The organism is Ideonella paludis, from assembly GCF_018069865.1.
Taxonomy (GTDB): domain Bacteria; phylum Pseudomonadota; class Gammaproteobacteria; order Burkholderiales; family Burkholderiaceae_C; genus Ideonella; species Ideonella paludis.
The window spans coordinates 152,587-168,948 of the sequence record NZ_JAGQDG010000006.1; the positions used below are offsets into that span (position 1 = coordinate 152,587).

Consider the following 16,362-nt stretch of genomic DNA (forward strand, 5'->3'; position numbering starts at 1 on the left):
TCAAATGGCGGCTATTGATTTCGTATTGTGAGAAATACGTACTTCGATGAAACCAAGTTCAGGCAAGGAACGGCCCTTCGCGATAATGGACACCAATGTCTGACCTGCGTGAAGCTCCCAAACCCACCCCTTCCCGACTCAAGCGGCTGGCCGGACGTTGGTGGCGCCAACAATCGCCCTCGCGTCAGGATCGCTTTGCGACCATGGGGCCGCTGGTGTCGGTGCTGCTGTTCCTGGCCGCCATCACCTCGGCGTTTTGGTACCTGCGCAATGAAGAAATTGACCGCGCCACCGAAGCCCTGCACCGGGACACCGAGGTGGCCCAGCAGCAAATCCGCCTGCACCTGATCGAAAACCAGGAGCAATTGGTGCGCATGGCGCGGGAGCTGGTGACCCGCGACATCGACGCCAAAGAGTTCATGGACCAGGCCGCCACCTTCCAGCGCGAGCGGCCCGAAGTGCGTTTGGTGGCCTGGATCAATGCCCAGCGCGAGGTGCGCGCCAGCCAAGCCGTCAGCACTTTTCACCCAGAGACGGCCCCAAATGGCGAGATCCCCGAGCCGGCTCTGCCGGTGGAGAACCAGCGCAGCGAAGCCGAAGCCGCCTTTTTGGCCGCCCGCGACGCCCGCCAGCCGCTCTACTCCAAGCCTTATAACGACGCCCAAGGCGCGCCGGTCTTTCAGCTTCATGTGCCTTTGATCGACCGCCACGGCTTTGCCGGGGCCATCGTGGTGGAGTACTCCATCGAAGCCCTGCTGCGCTACTTTGTGCCGACCGAGGTGACCCGTCGCCACGCGATTGCAGTGCTAGGGCCAGACCAGCGTGTGCTGACCGGGACCGTCAACACCCCGACCCAAACCCAAAGCAACAACACCCTCGCCTACCAAGTGCCCTTGGCGCCGCTGGCCAACGGCATGCAACTGCGGGGTCAAGGTTTCCGCACCTCCATTGGCCTGATCGGCAACACCTTGTTCTGGATGGTGGTGGCCCTGTCCGTGCTGACGGTGTGGATGCTGCTGGGCACTTGGCGCCATATGCGGCGCCGAGGGCAAATTCAAAAGGCCTTGGTGCAAGAGACCAATTTCCGGCGTGCCATGGAGAACTCCATGCTCACGGGCATGCGCGCCATGGACATGAACGGCCAAGTCACCTATGTGAACCCAGCGTTCTGTGCCATGACGGGCTACTCGGAGGCCGAGCTGGTGGATGGCTTTCCGCCCTTTCCCTATTGGCCCGAGGATCGTATTGAAGAGAACATGCGCCTGCTGCAGCAAGAGTTGCAGGGCCGCAGCCCTGCGGGTGGCATCGAGGTCAAGGTCAAGCGCAAGGACGGCTCGGTGTTTGATGCCCGCATGTATGTCTCGCCCCTGATCGACCCCAAGGGTCAGCAAACCGGCTGGATGACCTCGATGACCAACATCACCGAGGCCAAGCGCATCCGCGATCAGTTGTCTGCGTCCCACGAACGCTTTACCACCGTGCTGGAACAGTTGGACGCAGCGGTCTCGGTGCTGTCGGTGCAGCAAGGGGAGTTGCTGTTCACCAATCGCTCGTATCGGCTCTGGTTTGGCGGCGACGCCAAGGGCCACGAAGGCCTGACCAGCGTTGGCATCAGCCCGCCTTTTCAAACCGAGGGCGACGATGAAGTCGACACCCTCTCTGGGCTGCCCACCCAAGAGCTGATGGAGTCCGGCGCCCAGCCCCGCGAGGTGTACATCGAAAGCCTGCAAATGTGGTTTGACGTGCGCAGCCGCTATTTGCAATGGACCGACGGACGCTTGGCGCAGATGTTGATCGCCACCGACATCACCGCGCGCCGTCGCATCGAAGAGCAGGCCCAGCAGCAGGCCGAGCGGGCCGCCGCAACCAGCCGGCTGATCACCATGGGTGAGATGGCCTCCTCGGTGGCGCATGAGCTGAACCAGCCGCTGACCGCCATCACCAACTACTGCAACGGCATCGTCAGCCGTGTGCGGGCTGGCACCATCCAGACCGAGGACATGATCGCCGCCCTGCAAAAGACCGCGCGGCAGGCCGAGCGAGCCGGCCAGGTCATTCACCGTATCCGGGCCTTTGTGAAGCGCAGCGAGCCGCAGCGTCAGGCCTCACAAGCGGTGGACATCGTGGAAGACGCGGTGGAATTGGCCGGCATCGAGCTGCGCCGCCGCAAGGTCAACATCCACACCTATGTGGCCCAACGCCTGCCGCCCTTGATGGTGGACCCGATCCTGATCGAGCAGGTCTTGATGAACCTCCTCAAAAACGCCGCCGAGGCCATCGATAACGCCCAGATGCCGCCGTCACGGCGCCATATCGAGCTGCGGGTGGTGCCCAAGCACAGCGCGGAGGAAGGTGGCGTCATTGAGTTCAGCGTCACCGACACCGGCCCCGGCATGAAAGAAGACGTGCTGGCACGGCTTTACGAGGCCTTCTTCTCGACCAAGGTCGAGGGCATGGGGATCGGACTGTCTTTGTGCCGCTCGATCATTGAGTCGCATCAAGGGCGCATCCGGGCCCAGAACCTCTACAATGGAAGTTCCGTCACAGGCTGTCGCTTCGCAGTGACACTGCCTGTTGACCTGACCCAGAAAGCCGAGGGCCCTTCTGTGCCCGACGTGCCGATGGAAGCCGCAGTCTCCAACCCCAACGCATCGTCCTCATGAGCCTGATCCCTAAGAAAGGTACCGTCTACGTTGTCGATGATGACGAAGCGGTCAGAGATTCCCTGCAGTGGCTCCTTGAAGGCAAAGACTACCGCGTCAAATGCTTCGACTCTGCCGAGTCCTTCCTCTCACGCTTTGACCCGCGTGAAGTGGCCTGCCTGATCGCCGACATCCGCATGGACGGCATGAGCGGCCTGGAATTGCAAGACCGCTTGCTCGAACGCAAGAGCCCCTTGCCCATCGTCTTCATCACCGGCCACGGCGACGTGCCCATGGCGGTGAACACCATGAAGAAGGGCGCGATGGACTTCATCGAAAAGCCCTTCAAGGAAGAAGAGCTGCTGTCGCTGGTGGAGCGCATGCTGGACCAAGCCCGCGTGGCCTTCAGCCAGCACCAAGAGCAAGCCAGCCGCGACGCCCTGCTCTCACGCCTCACGACGCGTGAAGCCCAAGTGCTGGAGCGCATCGTCGCCGGCCGCTTGAACAAACAGATCGCCGACGACCTGGGCATCAGCATCAAGACGGTGGAGGCGCACCGCGCCAACATCATGGAGAAGCTCAACGCCAACACCGTGGCCGATCTTCTCAAGATTGCACTGGGTGCCAACGCGCCCGCAGCCAAGGCCTGAGCGCCCACGCAACCGCACACCACTGACGGGGCCCTTGGGCCCCGTTTGCCATTCCTGACCTCGTCTTCATCTCCTCAAGGACCACCATGACCGCCCGCATCATTGATGGCAATGCCCTCTCCACCCAACTCCGCGCCGAAGTCGCACAGCGCACCGCCGCCTTGACAGCCCAAGGCCGCCAGCCCGGCCTGGCCGTCATCTTGGTCGGTGACGACCCCGCTTCCGCCGTTTATGTGCGCAACAAAGTCAAGGCCTGCGAGACCACTGGCATCCGCTCCATCCTTGAGCAATACCCCGCCAGCATGAGCCAAGCCGAGTTGCTCGCCCGCATCGACGCCCTCAACAACGACCCGACGGTGCACGGCATCTTGGTGCAAATGCCGCTGCCCAAGCACATCGATGCGCAAAAGGTCATCGAGGCCATCTCCACACGCAAGGATGTGGACGGCTACTCGGTGCTGTCGGCTGGCGAGACCATGACAGGCTTGCCCGGCTTTCGCCCCTGCACCCCGTATGGCTGCATGAAGCTGATCGAAAGCACCGGCGAGTCCCTGAAGGGCAAGCACGCCGTGGTGATCGGCCGCAGCAACACCGTGGGCAAGCCGATGGCACTGCTGCTCCTGCAGGCCAACGCCACGGTCACCATCTGCCACAGCGGCACCCCGGACCTCGGCGTCTATACCCGTCAGGCGGACATCGTGGTGGCGGCTGTGGGCCGCCAAAACACCCTGCGCGGTGACATGGTCAAACGTGGGGCTATCGTCATCGACGTGGGCATTAACCGCAATGAACAAGGCAAACTGTGCGGTGACGTTGACTTTGAGAGCGTGGCACCGGTGGCCTCGTGGATCACCCCCGTGCCCGGTGGCGTGGGGCCTATGACCATCACCATGCTCATGGTCAACACCCTGGAGGCAGCCGAACGCACAACGCGAGGCTGAGGCAACACTTAAAAGGACTCGCCATGACCAATCCCCTGCTGAACACCGACGGCCTGATGGCCTATGACGCCATCCGGCCCGAACATGTGGCGCCTGCCGTTGAGGCGCTTCTGGCGCAGTCCGCGTCAGCCCTGGAGCAGGTGGTCAGCGACGAGGTGCCTGCCGAGTTCGACGCCATGGCGCGCGTGTTGTCGGTGGCCACCGAGCGTTTGGGCCGTGCTTGGGGCGCCGTGGGTCACTTGCACCGTGTGGCGAACACGCCTGAGTTGCGCGAGGCCTATGGCGCTGCATTGCCCCGGGTGACCGAGTTCTTCACCCAACTGGGTTCGGACGAGCGTCTCTATGCCAAGTACCAGGCCTTGGCCGCCAGCCCCGCAGGCCAAGGCTTAACGCCCGCACGCCAGCATGCGCTTGGGCAGTGGCTCAGAGATTTCAAGCTGGGCGGCGCAGATTTGCGGGGCGACGCCAAGGCGCGCTATGAGCAGATCCAAGACCGCTCGGCCGAGTTGGAGCAGAACTTCTCCAACCATGTGCTGGACGCCACCGATGCCTTCGCCTACTACGCCAGCGCTGAGGAGATGGCTGGTGTGCCCGCCGATGTGCTGCAAGCCGCGCGTGACGCCGCCGCTGCCGAAGGCAAAGACGGCCACAAGATCACCCTGCACTTCCCCAGCTACTTCCCGGTGCTGCAGTACGCAACAAACCGGCCGCTGCGCGAAAAGCTGTATCGCGCCTACATCACTCGCGCCAGCGAGCTGGATGCCCCCGAGCGCGACAACTCTGCCTTGATGACCGAGTTGCTGCAACTGCGCCAAGAAGAGGCGCAACTGCTGGGCTATGCCAACTATGCTGAGGTCTCGCTGGCCACCAAGATGGCGCGCAGCCCCACGGAAGTGATGCAGTTCTTGCGTGACCTCAGCAGCAAGGCTCGCCCGGCCGCCGAGCGTGACTGGGCTGAGTTGAAAGACTTTGCTCACGCGGCATTGGGTTTGACCGACCTGCAGAGCTGGGACGTCCCCTTTGCCAGCGAGAAGCTCAAAGAAGCCCGCTATGCCTTCAGCGAGCAAGAGGTCAAGGCCTACTTCCCGCTGCCGACCGTGCTCAAGGGACTGTTCGGCATCATCGAGCGCTTGTTCGATGTGGCCATCAGCCCTGCCAGCGCACCGGTGTGGCACGAGGCCGTGCAGTTCTTCCGCATCGAACGCGCGGGGCAATTGGTGGGCGAGTTCTACCTCGACCCCTATGCTCGGCCCGGAAAGTCCCCCGGCGCCTGGATGGACGATGTGCGCTCGCGCTGGGTGCGCGCCGATGTCGGCCGACTGCAAACCCCTGTGGCCAATCTGATCTGCAACTTCGCCGCACCAGTCGGCGAGAAGCCCTCGCTGCTGACCCACGATGATGTCATCACCCTGTTCCACGAGTTCGGCCACGGCCTGCACCACCTGCTGACGCAGGTCGATGATCTGGGCATCTCCGGTATCTCGGGCGTCGAGTGGGATGCCGTGGAGTTGCCCAGCCAGTTCATGGAGAACTTCTGCTGGGAGTGGGAGGTGCTGAACACGCTCACTGCCCATGTGGACAGCGGTGAGCCCATGCCGCGCGCGCTCTTTGACAAGATGCTGGCAGCCAAGAACTTCCAAAGTGGTCTGCAGACCTTGCGACAAGTGGAGTACGCCCTGTTCGACATGCGCCTGCACACCGAACCGGAAGCCGCCACCCGTGTGTTGGCGGTGGCGGAGGAAGTCCGCCAAGAAGTGGCCGTGATCTTCCCACCCGCCTTCGCGCGGGGTGCCCACACCTTCTCGCACATCTTTGCGGGGGGCTACAGCGCCGGTTACTACAGCTATAAATGGGCAGAAGTTCTCTCTGCCGACGCTTGGAGTGCTTTCGAGGAGGCTGGTGTTCTGGACGCACGCACCGGGGAGCGCTATCGTCGAGAAATTCTTGAGGCCGGTGGCAGCCGCCCTGCCCTGGAGAGCTTCAAGGCCTTCCGTGGCCGCGAGCCCCAGATCGACGCGCTGCTGCGGCACCAAGGCATTGCGGCCTGAGGTCGTTGTCTTCACCGTCTGGTTTCGTCATGAACACTCTCCGTCCCTTTCTGGCCAGTTGCGTGGCCCTCTGGGCATCCGCGGTCTGTGCTCAATACAAAGTTGTCGGGCCTGATGGCACGGTCACCTATACCGACCGTCCCCCGCCAGATGCCAAGGCGCAAGCGGTGCCCGTCAGTGGCGTCGGAGGCCGCGTCGATGCGGCCAACCTTCCCTCGTCCTTGCGGCCCATCGTGGGCCGCTATCCGGTCACGCTCTACACCAGCCCAGGCTGTACCCCTTGCGATCAAGGTCGCTCGCTGTTGATGCAGCGAGGCATTCCGTTTGCAGAGAAGCGGGTTGAAACCGACGCCGACACGGCCGCCCTGGCCAAGCTCTCAGGCGACCGCAACCTGCCGGTGCTGACCATCGGCCCTCAGCAACTCAAGGGCTATCAGTCCAATGATTGGCAGGGCTACCTGGACGCTGCGGGCTACCCCAAAACCTCGGCGCTGCCCCCGAGCTACCGCAACCCAGCCCCGACGCCGCTGACCACCCCAGCCCCTGCGCCCAAGCCCATCGAGCAACGTCGGCCTGAGCCCACCGCGCCCGCTGCGCCGCCGGCTGACCCTAACGCGCCGAAGATCCGCTTCTGATGGGCTAGTGGGTTCAGTGCCCCGGCCGAGCCTGAATGCGGCTGGCCGGCACTTGGGCCATGAGCACCAAGGCCGCCATCAGCCACATCGGTGCCCAGGGCACGGTAGCCGCCGCCAGCACCCCAAAGCCCAGGGGCATGACGATGGTGGCCGCGTTGGTCGCGAGCATGCGGACGCCCAGGGCTTCGCCGTGCCGGTCTGAGGGCGTGACCCGGTGCAGCATGGCCAAGATCATGGGCTGCACCGACCCCAAGGCCAAGCCTAAGGCGGCCGATCCCAGCATCATCCCCACAGCGCCCGGCAGATAGGCATAGACCAAGCAGGTGGCCGTGGCCAGGGCCATGGCGGCACGCAGCGCCGCGCGCTCGTCCAGACGGTCTGCAAAACGGCCGATCAACAAGCGAACCACGGTGGCCGCAGCGGCAAAGCTGCCCAAGACCAAGCCAATGGCTGAAGCGCTCATGCCGCGGACATGGCCAATCACCGGCACCGCAAAACTGTGCGCGTCCCAGCAGGACGATAGCGCCAAGTTCACCAAGATCAGCCAGCGCAAAGCGGGCAGGCGCAACAGCGCCAAGGCCCCCCGGCCCACGCTGCCCGAGGCCGGCTCTTTGGCGGCTGCGGGCACGCTGCGCGGCACCCGCATTGCCAGCCACCACGCCAGGAGCGGCAGCACCGCCGCAAACACGAAACCGGCCCGAAAGCCGACATGGTCGATCAACAGCCCGACCACCACCGGCGCCAGAGCGTTGGACAGGGCCGGCCCCAAGGCCACCCAACTGAAGACACGTTTGAGGTCGGACGGATCACGCGCCATCAAGCCCGCTTCACGCTGCACGCCCACCGCCGCCACAGCAATCGCCCCGCCGGTGGCCAGCGCCGCCACAGCCAAGGCGACCGGGTGTTGAGACACCACGGCCACCGCCGCGCCACCGGTGCCCAGCAGCACGCCCACCCCTAAAGGCTTGTGCATGCCGTACTGGTCTGCCAGCCGCCCAGCCCACAGCGACAGCGCAATGGGGGCCACCGCAAACAGAGAGAGCAAAGCGCCCACCATCCATTCCGGGTAGCCCCGGTGCAGCACCAGCAAGCTGGCGGCCACCCGCGTGGCGGCCATGCTGGCATGCACACACACCAGCATGGCGATCACGGCCGGGAAGGCCTGCCTCAAGGCTTGGCTGTGCGCCGCCTCGCCCCTCACCCTTGGGCCTCGTCATCGTCCAGACCTGAGGCGCCTAACACGCCCCCCATTCGCTCCACAGGCATGGCTTCAACGCCCTTGAGCTTGCGGGTCATCGCCCGGGTGCGCACCTCGGCGGCGTCAATGGTGCTGCTGGCCTCTTCCAGCTTTTTCTTGGTCTTGGCCAGCACCTCGCCAAAGCGGCCAAACTCGGTCTTGACCGCCCCGAGCACCTCCCACACCTCGGCACTGCGCTTCTCAATGGCCAGGGTTCTGAAGCCCATCTGCAGGCTGTTGAGCACCGCCAAAAGCGTCGTCGGCCCGGCCACCAAAATGCGCTGCTCGCGCTGCAGGCTCTCCACCAGCCCCGGGCGGCGCAGCGCCTCGGCATAGAGGCCTTCGGTGGGGACGAACAAGATGCCGAAGTCCGTGGTGTGCGGCGGGGCCAAATACTTGTCACGGATCTGCTTGGCCTCGGCGCGCAAGCGCGCCTCAATGGCCTTGGCCGCCAACTCCACGGCAGGGGCGTCCGCCTCGTCTTGGGCCTGCAGCAGGCGCTCATAGTCCTCGCGTGGAAACTTGGCATCAATAGGCAGCCACAGCGGCCCCGTGGCGCCCTGCCCGCCCGGCAACTTCAGCGCGAACTCCACCCGCGCGCCGCTGCCCGGCACGGTTTCCACATTGGCGGCGTAGTGCTCTGGGGTGAAGACCTGCTCCAGCAGCGCGGCCAGTTGCACCTCGCCAAACACGCCTCGGGTCTTGACGTTGCTCAGCACCCGGCCCAGCGAGCCGACCTCGCGCGCCAAACCCTGCATCTCACCCAAGCCTTGGTGCACTTGTTCCAGGCGATCGGCCACCTGCTTGAAGCTCTCGCCCAAGCGCTGCTCCAGCGTGGCATGCAGCTTTTCATCGACGGTGGCGCGCATGGCCTCCAGCTTGCGCTCGTTGCCCTCTTGCAGTTGGGTCAAGCTGTTGGCCATACGCTCGCGCAGCTCGGCCAGTTGGCGCTCCAGCACCTCGGCCAAACGCTCCAACTGGCCCACTTGTTGGCGGCCCAACACATCAGACTGCTGCAGCAGGGTTTGCTGGGTCAAGGCCAGTTGCTGGCCGACCTCGGCGCGCAAGTCGCGTGCGGTGGCCATCACGGCCTCACGCAGTTCGCGCTCTAAGCGCTCCGCATCGCGCTGCTGGCGGCTTTCGGCCTGGGCCATCAGGCTCGCCACATCCGGGCCACTGGCGCGGCGCAAGGCCATCCACAGCAGCACCAAGACATTCAGGATCAGGAGAATCAGCAGGCCCCAGAGCAGGGGCATCTCAGACAGAAGGGGCGCAGCGGGCATGCCCGCATTCTGTCAGGCTTGCGCTCACCCCACTTCTGAGTACCCCCAAGGGCCAGGCTTTGCCCGTCCCGGCCCCCCAAGGGGGCGCAAGAAAACTAGGGGCGGCCCGGCGTTTTCTTGAGCGGCAGGACTTGTGGATTCAGCGCAGTGGGCGGCTGCCCGCCGCTAAAGGCCGCAATGAGGTTGTCTGCCGCCAAATTGCACATGGCCAAGCGCGTGGGCAGGCTGGCACTGGCGATATGCGGCGTCAGCACCGCATTTGGCGCCGCCAGCAGGTCTGGGTGGACCTTGGGCTCACCCTCGAACACATCAATGCCAGCCGCAGCGATCTGGCCCTCGGCCAATGCTTTGGCCAAGGCCGCATCGTCCACCACCCCGCCCCGAGCAATATTGGTCAGTGTGGCGGTGGGCTTCATCAAGGCCAGTTCAGCCGCGCCCACCAGATGGTGGGTTTGAGGCGTGTAGGGCACCACGATGACCACATGGTCGGCACGCTGCAGCAGCTCCGTCTTGCTGACGTACTGAGCCTTCAGAGCAGCTTCTTGCTCAGGCGCCAAGCGACTGCGGTTGTGATAGAGCAGCGACATGCCAAAGCCGTGCACGCCCCGACGCGCTACCGCCTGGCCGATGCGGCCCATGCCCAAGATGCCGAGAGTACGGCCGTGGATGTCGGCACCCGCAAAGAGATCCATGCTCCACTGCGTCCACTGCCCGGCGCGCAAAAAACGCTCGCTTTCCGGCACGCGGCGGGCTGCCGCCATCATCAACGCAAAACCAAAGTCGGCGGTGGTCTCGGTCAGCACATCCGGTGCATTGCTCACCATCACGCCATGCGCCGTGCAAGCCTCGATGTCGATGTTGTTGACACCCACCGCCATGGAGCACACGGCCTTGAGCTGGGGGCAGGCCTGCAGCAAGGACGCGTCGATGCGTTCGGTGGTGGCCACAAACACCGCATCGCAGCCTTGCAGTTGATGCCGCAATTCGGCGGCGCTCAGGGCCGCATCACTGTCATGCCATCGAACATCAAAGTGGCGCCGCAAGCGCGCGACCACCTCCGGAAAAATGCGTCGGGTGATCAGCAGACAAGGAGAGCTCATGAGTCGGAGGCTTTCAAAAACCACAGAAAAGGGGCAGGCGCTGGCTCAAGGCTCCGGGCAGACGCAAGCCGCTGCCCCCTGATTTTCCCTGAGCGCTTGGCATCACCATTTTCAGCTGTCTGCAAAGTTACGCCGCCTAGAATCCCGCCACTCTTTGAAGGACAAGCGTGCTGCTCCTCATTGTTCTCCTTCCACTGTGCATGGGCACGGCACTGACTTTGTGGCTAGGCCGCCGATCTCGGATGGGGTCTGCCCTGGCGGCGGCCACCGTCACTGCGGCCAGCCTCGCCCTGCTCTTGCTCCAGGCGCCTGAGGTGATGTCCGGCCAAGCGCTGAGGCAGAGTTGGTCTTGGGTGCCGGAGATCGGCCTGAACCTGAGCTTCCGCTTGGATGGCCTTTCGCTCTTGTTTGCGGGCCTGATCCTCTGCATCGGCTTGCTGATTGTGCTGTACGCGCACTTCTACTTGAGCCCTCAAGACTCCGCCGGCAAGTTCTTCAGCGAGATGATGCTGTTCATGGCGGCGATGCTGGGAGTGGCCTTGTCGGACAACGTGCTGCTGCTGGTGGTGTTTTGGGAGTTGACCAGCATTTCCTCATTTTTGCTGATCGGCTATTGGAGCCACCGCCCTGAAGCCAGAGCCGGCGCCCGTCAGGCCTTGGCCGTCACCGGCGGTGGCGGCTTGGCCATGCTCGGGGGCATGGTGATGCTGGGGCAGGTGGCCGGCACCTATGAGCTCAGCGGCATGCTGGGCCAGGTAGAGGCCATTCAAGCCTCCCCGCTGTTTGTCCCTGCTTTGATCTTGATCTTGCTGGGCTGCCTGACCAAAAGCGCTCAGTTTCCGTTTCACTTTTGGCTGCCGGACGCCATGGCGGCCCCGACGCCGGTTTCCGCCTATCTGCACTCGGCCACCATGGTCAAGGCCGGGGTGTTCCTCTTGATGCGCCTGTATCCGGTGTTGTCGGGCACGGGCTGGTTTGAAGCCATCGTCAGTGCTGCCGGCCTCACCACCGTGGTGTTTGCGGCCTTTGTCGCGATCTTCAAGCACGACCTCAAGGGCCTGTTGGCCTACTCCACCATCAGCCATTTGGGCTTGATCGTGTTCTTGATCGGCCTGGGCTCGCCATTGGCCGCGGTGGCGGCGGTGTTTCACGTGCTGAACCACGCCACCTTCAAGGCCTCTTTGTTCATGATCGCAGGCATCGTGGACCACGAAACCCATTCGCGCGACATGCGCCAGTTGGGTGGGCTGTGGAAGTTCATGCCCTGGACTGCGACCCTCTCCATGGTGGCTGCGGCCTCCATGGCCGGCGTGCCTCTGACCAATGGCTTCCTCTCGAAGGAGATGTTCTTCACGGAAGCCGTGAACGCCAGCAGCGGCCTGTGGGCCATCGCGGTGCCTGTGCTGGTCACCCTGGCCGGCATTTTCAGCGTGGCCTATTCGCTGCGACTGGTGCATGACACCTACTTCAACGGTGAGCTCGGCGATGTGCCGAACAGCCACCCCCATGAACCACCGCTGGGCATGAAACTGCCGGTCATCGTGCTGGTCACCCTCTGCTTGGCTGTGGGCCTCTTGCCGGCCCTCACCTTCGGCCCCTTGGTGCATGTCGCCACCACCGCCATGGTGGGCCAGCCGCTACCGGCCTATCACCTGGCGATTTGGCACGGCTTCAATCTGCCCCTGCTGATGAGTGCGGTGGCACTGGGTTTGGGCGTGGCACTCTACCTCGCATTAGCCCGTGGCAAGCGGCTGCATGGCCTGAACTCCGAAGACTGGTTTGGGGTGCTGACCGGGCGAGCGATCTTGAGCCGTTTGATGGACGGCCTCTTCGGACTGTCGGGGCGCCTGTCTGCACGGCTTGAAACCGGCTCCTTGCAGCGCTATGTGCTGTGCTTGGTGATCGCAGCCATTGTCTTGGTGGGCTCTCAATTCATGGGTCAAGACATCAGCACAGGCCAGCGGCCCCAAATGCCGGCCAACGGTTTGGCCATTGCCATCTGGGCTTTGCTCGCCGTGACCTGCGTGGCCCTCGTCCTCACCCACCGCCAACGCTTTCAATCCGTGGTCTTGGTGGGTGTGGTCGGGCTGGTCACCTCGCTGTGCTTTGTGAGCCTGTCCGCACCAGACTTGGCGCTGACCCAGCTCTCGGTCGAAGTGGTCTCCACCGTCATGCTGCTGATGGGCCTGGCCCTGCTGCCACAGCAGTCGCCCAAGGAGTCCAGCTCCGCGCGGCGCACTCGCGATGCGCTGATCGCCCTGACCGGCGGCGCGGGCATGGCTTGGGTCGCCTGGTTGTTCATGACACGAGACCTGGAGTCCATCTCCTGGTATTTCTTGGCCCAATCCCTGCCCATGGGCGGCGGCACCAATGTGGTCAACGTCATCTTGGTGGACTTCCGGGGCTACGACACCTTTGGCGAGATCACCGTGTTGGGCATTGCCGCCATCGGCGTGCTGGCACTGATGGATGGCCTGCGTGCGCGGCGCCCTGCAATGGACCCCGAGGGACGACGCTGGACCTTTGCAACCCCGCCGCTCTTGCTCAAGGTCGCGGCCTCGGTGGTGCTGCCGCTGGCCCTGGTGTTTGCGCTCTACATCTTCATGCGCGGCCACAACCTCCCCGGCGGTGGCTTTATCGCGGGCCTGATCACCGCCGTCGCACTGGTCTTGCAGTTCATGGCCATGGGCCAAGACCGCGCAGAAGCCATGATGCAAGCTCATGGGGGCCGCCGATTTGTGCGCTGGATCGGCAGTGGCCTGGCGATCGCTGGCCTGACAGGGGTGGGAGCCTTTGTGTGGGGCCGCCCCTTCATGACCAGTGCGCATGGGCATCCGGCCGTGCCGGTCTTGGGTGAGTTGCCCCTGGCCTCAGCCGCTCTGTTTGACCTGGGTGTGTTTTGCACCGTGGTGGGCGCCACCTTGCTGACCATCTCTGTGCTGGGCGCGGTCAGCCGTGAGCGCGGACCCAAGCCTGTCTCTGATTCGGGAGTCCCCGCATGAGCATGGAGTTTTTGCTGGCCACTGGCATTGGTTTTGTCACCGCCTGTGGCCTTTATCTGATGCTGCGGGGCCGCAGCTTTACGGTGGTTTTGGGCTTGAGCCTTTTCGGTTATGCCGTCAACGTGTTCATCTTTGTCATGGGGCGTTTATGGGTCAACGGTGCGCCCATTTTGGGCGGCACAAGCCCTATGGCAGATCCCCTGCCCCAGGCCTTGGTGCTGACGGCCATCGTCATTGGCTTTGCGACCACGGGCTTTGTGATTGAGCTGGCCTTGCGCAGCCGCCATGAGAGCGGCAGCGACCACGTGGATGGGCATGAGCCAGGTCATGCGGTGGGCTACTCCGCCAGCAGCGAAACGAGCGCCCGATGATGGAATCTCTGTTCCAGTTTTGGGTGTTGCATGGCCCGGTGTTGTCGGTGCTGCTGCCCTCTGCGACAGCCGTGCTGTTGCTCTTGTTGGGCGAACCACAAGGCATGAGCCAGACGGGTGGCGGCCACGATGGCGCCGCTCTGCGCTGGCACAGGCGTCTGAGCATGGGCTCGGTTCTCCTGGGCTGCGCCATGGCGATGGCCTTGGTGTGGCGCGCCATGGACGGCCCCCCCATCACCTATCGCCTGGGCGAATGGCCAGCGCCCTTCGGCATTGTGCTGGTGCTGGATCGCCTCTCCGCCCTGATGGTCCTGCTCACCTACGCGGTGGCGGCCCCGGCGCTCTGGTATGCGCTGGGCGGCTGGGATCGCCGCGGGCCTTACTTTCACGCCATCTTCCAGTTCCAGTTGATGGGGCTGGCCGGTGCGTTCCTGACCGGCGACTTGTTCAACCTCTTTGTCTTCTTTGAGGTTCTGCTCATCTCGTCTTACGTGTTGCTCTTGCATGGGCTGGGCACAGAACGCCTGCGCATGGGCTTGCACTATGTGGTGCTGAACCTGGGAGGCTCGGGCCTGTTCCTGATTGGGCTGGCCATGCTCTACGCCGTCACCGGCACGCTGAACATGGCTGACCTCGGCCAGCGCGTGGCGCAATTGCAGGGGGACAGTGCCAGCCTGGCGCGCGCCTCATCGCTGCTGTTGTTGGTCGTGTTTGGCCTGAAAGCCGCCGTCGTGCCGCTCTACTTCTGGCTGCCTGGCACCTATGCCTCTGCCAGCGCCCCGGTGGCAGCCTTGTTCGCCATCATGACCAAGGTCGGCGTCTACAGCATCATCCGGACCCATTGGGTGATCTTCGGCGACGGCCCGGGCGAAGCCGCCCTGAGCGCTCAAGCCTGGCTGCTCCCTGCGGCCTTGCTGACCAGCGTGCTGGGTGTCTTGGGCGCCTTGGCGTCTCACAGCCTGAGCCGCTTGGTGGGCTACCTGACGGTGTCCTCCGTGGGCACGATCCTGGCTGCAGTCGGCCTCTTCACGCCCGACACCTTGTCGGCGGCGCTCTACTACATGCTGCACAGCACTGTTGTGATCGCGGCTCTGTTCTTGCTGGTGGAGTTAATGGCCGCCCAACGCGGCACCGCGGGCGACGCCCTTCAACCCGCCAATGCCGTCAAAGAGCCTGTGGTGCTGGGCCTGATGATGCTTTTGGGTGCGGCCTCTGTGGCGGGCCTGCCGCCTTTGCCGGGCTTTTTGGGCAAGCTGATGATCTTGCAAAGCAGCGCAGCCCTGCCCACACAAGCCTGGGTGTGGACGGTCGTTTTGTGCGTCGGCTTTGCCACTATTGTGGGTTTGGCAAGGGCGGGGGTGATCATCTTCTGGCATGTCCAACCCACCAGCGGAACGCCCACCGAATCGTCGGGCTCCAGCCCCAAGATGCTGTCAGCGGCTGTGGTGCTGCTGATTCTCTCTGTTGGCTTGGCCGTCAGCGCCTCGCCTCTCAAGCGCTATACCGACGCCACTGCACAGCAATTGGCGGACCGCGACAGTTACTTAAAGTCTGTGTTAGGGGATTCGCCCGGCGGGACAACGCGCCTCTATGACGGGCAGCCCGCACCGACCAAGGAGAAGCCATGAGGCCCCTGCCCCCCGCCTCCAGCGTTGAGGCTGCAGCCCCTTCCGCATCGCCGTGGATGGCACACCCCGTGCTATCGGTGCTGCTGGGGCTGAGTTGGCTCGCGCTGTCGCAAAGTGTGGCGCCTGTGCACCTGCTGTCCGCCACCTTGATCGGCCTGATCGTTCCCCGCTTGGTCCACCCTTTCTTGCCCGCTGCTGGCCCGGTGCATTGGCCCAGTGCTTGTCGCTTGGCCCTGGTGGTGCTCTGGGATATCGTGATCTCCAACATCACTGTGGCGCGCTTGGTGTTGGGGCCCCTGGAGCGCATGTCTCCCCTGTGGCTCAAAGTGCCGCTGGCCAGCCAGCATCCCCGGGTTAACGCCTTGTTTGCCAGCATCATCACCACCACACCGGGCACGGTCTCGGCCGTGGTGGACGAAACGCAAGGCGTGATTTGGGTGCACGCCTTGAATGGCGATGACCCCGCCGCGATGGTGGCCGACATGAAGACTCGCTACGAAGCCCCACTGTTGCGTGTGTTCTACCTGGATGAAGGGAGCCCCTCATGAATGTGCTCGATCTCGCCCTGAACATCGGCTTGGCCTGCGTCACCTTGGCCTTGCTGATGTGCGGCTGGCGGCTGTTCAAGGGGCCGCACGCCACCGATCGCATCTTGGCGCTGGACACCCTTTACATGAACGCCGTGGCCTTGATCGTGCTGCTGGGCATCCGTTGGCGCACGGAGTTGCTGTTCGAAGGTGCCCTGATCGTGGCCATGCTCGGGTTCGCCTCGACCGTGGCGCTGGCGCGCTACCTCAGCCGTGGCGACGTGGTGGAATGAGACTC

General features: G+C 63.9%; 13 protein-coding genes. 10 read left to right on the plus strand and 3 right to left on the minus strand.

Translation table 11 applies throughout. The features are described from left to right. The first annotated feature begins 95 nt into the window (after window positions 1-95). The 5 genes from KAK11_RS16045 (at window position 96) to KAK11_RS16065 (ending at window position 6,916) form a co-directional block, all read left to right on the plus strand. The gene (locus tag KAK11_RS16045; protein ID WP_210810236.1) at window positions 96-2,663 is read left to right on the plus strand and encodes a PAS domain-containing sensor histidine kinase; all 2,568 of its coding nucleotides are present in this window, start codon (window positions 96-98) and stop codon (window positions 2,661-2,663) included. Then, a complete protein-coding gene (locus KAK11_RS16050) occupies window positions 2,660-3,292 on the plus strand; it encodes a response regulator transcription factor (RefSeq protein WP_210810237.1) in 633 nt (210 codons plus the stop codon). The genes KAK11_RS16045 and KAK11_RS16050 overlap by 4 nt, the downstream gene beginning before the upstream one ends. Before the next feature lie 86 nt (window positions 3,293-3,378). Further along, complete coding sequence (folD, locus tag KAK11_RS16055; protein WP_210810238.1) at window positions 3,379-4,233, plus strand: bifunctional methylenetetrahydrofolate dehydrogenase/methenyltetrahydrofolate cyclohydrolase FolD; 855 nt, start codon at window positions 3,379-3,381, stop codon at window positions 4,231-4,233. A gap of 23 nt (window positions 4,234-4,256) precedes the next feature. Then, entirely contained in the window at window positions 4,257-6,281 is a 2,025-nt protein-coding gene (locus KAK11_RS16060; protein ID WP_210810240.1) for a M3 family metallopeptidase, read from the plus strand. 29 nt (window positions 6,282-6,310) lie between these two features. Further along, window positions 6,311-6,916 (plus strand): glutaredoxin domain-containing protein, encoded by a 606-nt coding sequence (locus KAK11_RS16065; protein WP_210810241.1) that lies wholly within the window; start codon window positions 6,311-6,313, stop codon window positions 6,914-6,916. 13 nt (window positions 6,917-6,929) lie between these two features. Here the strand turns inward: KAK11_RS16065 and KAK11_RS16070 are convergent, their stop codons facing one another. The 3 genes from KAK11_RS16070 to KAK11_RS16080 all read right to left on the minus strand — a co-directional run bounded on the left by KAK11_RS16070 (window position 6,930) and on the right by KAK11_RS16080 (window position 10,536). Then, on the minus strand, window positions 6,930-8,087 hold the full coding sequence (locus KAK11_RS16070; RefSeq protein WP_210810242.1) for an MFS transporter: 1,158 nt from the start codon (window positions 8,085-8,087) through the stop codon (window positions 6,930-6,932). 26 nt (window positions 8,088-8,113) lie between these two features. Then, window positions 8,114-9,436 carry a DNA recombination protein RmuC gene (locus KAK11_RS16075; protein ID WP_375140694.1) on the minus strand — a complete coding sequence of 441 codons (1,323 nt, stop codon included), beginning with the start codon at window positions 9,434-9,436 and terminating at the stop codon, window positions 8,114-8,116. Between the two features lie 95 nt (window positions 9,437-9,531). After that, complete coding sequence (locus KAK11_RS16080) at window positions 9,532-10,536, minus strand: 2-hydroxyacid dehydrogenase (protein ID WP_210810244.1); 1,005 nt, start codon at window positions 10,534-10,536, stop codon at window positions 9,532-9,534. A gap of 200 nt (window positions 10,537-10,736) precedes the next feature. On the opposite strand from KAK11_RS16080, the gene KAK11_RS16085 reads away from it, so the two are divergent. Genes KAK11_RS16085 through KAK11_RS16105 form a run of 5 tightly spaced genes read left to right on the plus strand, consistent with a single transcriptional unit; the run spans window position 10,737 to window position 16,357 of the window. Next, a complete protein-coding gene (locus tag KAK11_RS16085) occupies window positions 10,737-13,538 on the plus strand; it encodes a monovalent cation/H+ antiporter subunit A (RefSeq protein WP_246499082.1) in 2,802 nt (933 codons plus the stop codon). A gap of 2 nt (window positions 13,539-13,540) precedes the next feature. Further along, window positions 13,541-13,909 carry a Na+/H+ antiporter subunit C gene (locus KAK11_RS16090; protein ID WP_210810469.1) on the plus strand — a complete coding sequence of 123 codons (369 nt, stop codon included), beginning with the start codon at window positions 13,541-13,543 and terminating at the stop codon, window positions 13,907-13,909. After that, window positions 13,906-15,537 (plus strand): monovalent cation/H+ antiporter subunit D, encoded by a 1,632-nt coding sequence (locus KAK11_RS16095; protein ID WP_210810246.1) that lies wholly within the window; start codon window positions 13,906-13,908, stop codon window positions 15,535-15,537. The genes KAK11_RS16090 and KAK11_RS16095 overlap by 4 nt, the downstream gene beginning before the upstream one ends. After that, complete coding sequence (locus tag KAK11_RS16100) at window positions 15,534-16,085, plus strand: Na+/H+ antiporter subunit E (RefSeq protein WP_210810247.1); 552 nt, start codon at window positions 15,534-15,536, stop codon at window positions 16,083-16,085. The genes KAK11_RS16095 and KAK11_RS16100 overlap by 4 nt, the downstream gene beginning before the upstream one ends. Then, window positions 16,082-16,357, plus strand: a complete 276-nt coding sequence (locus KAK11_RS16105; RefSeq protein WP_210810249.1) for a K+/H+ antiporter subunit F — start codon at window positions 16,082-16,084, stop codon at window positions 16,355-16,357. The genes KAK11_RS16100 and KAK11_RS16105 overlap by 4 nt, the downstream gene beginning before the upstream one ends. Window positions 16,358-16,362 lie beyond the last annotated feature (5 nt).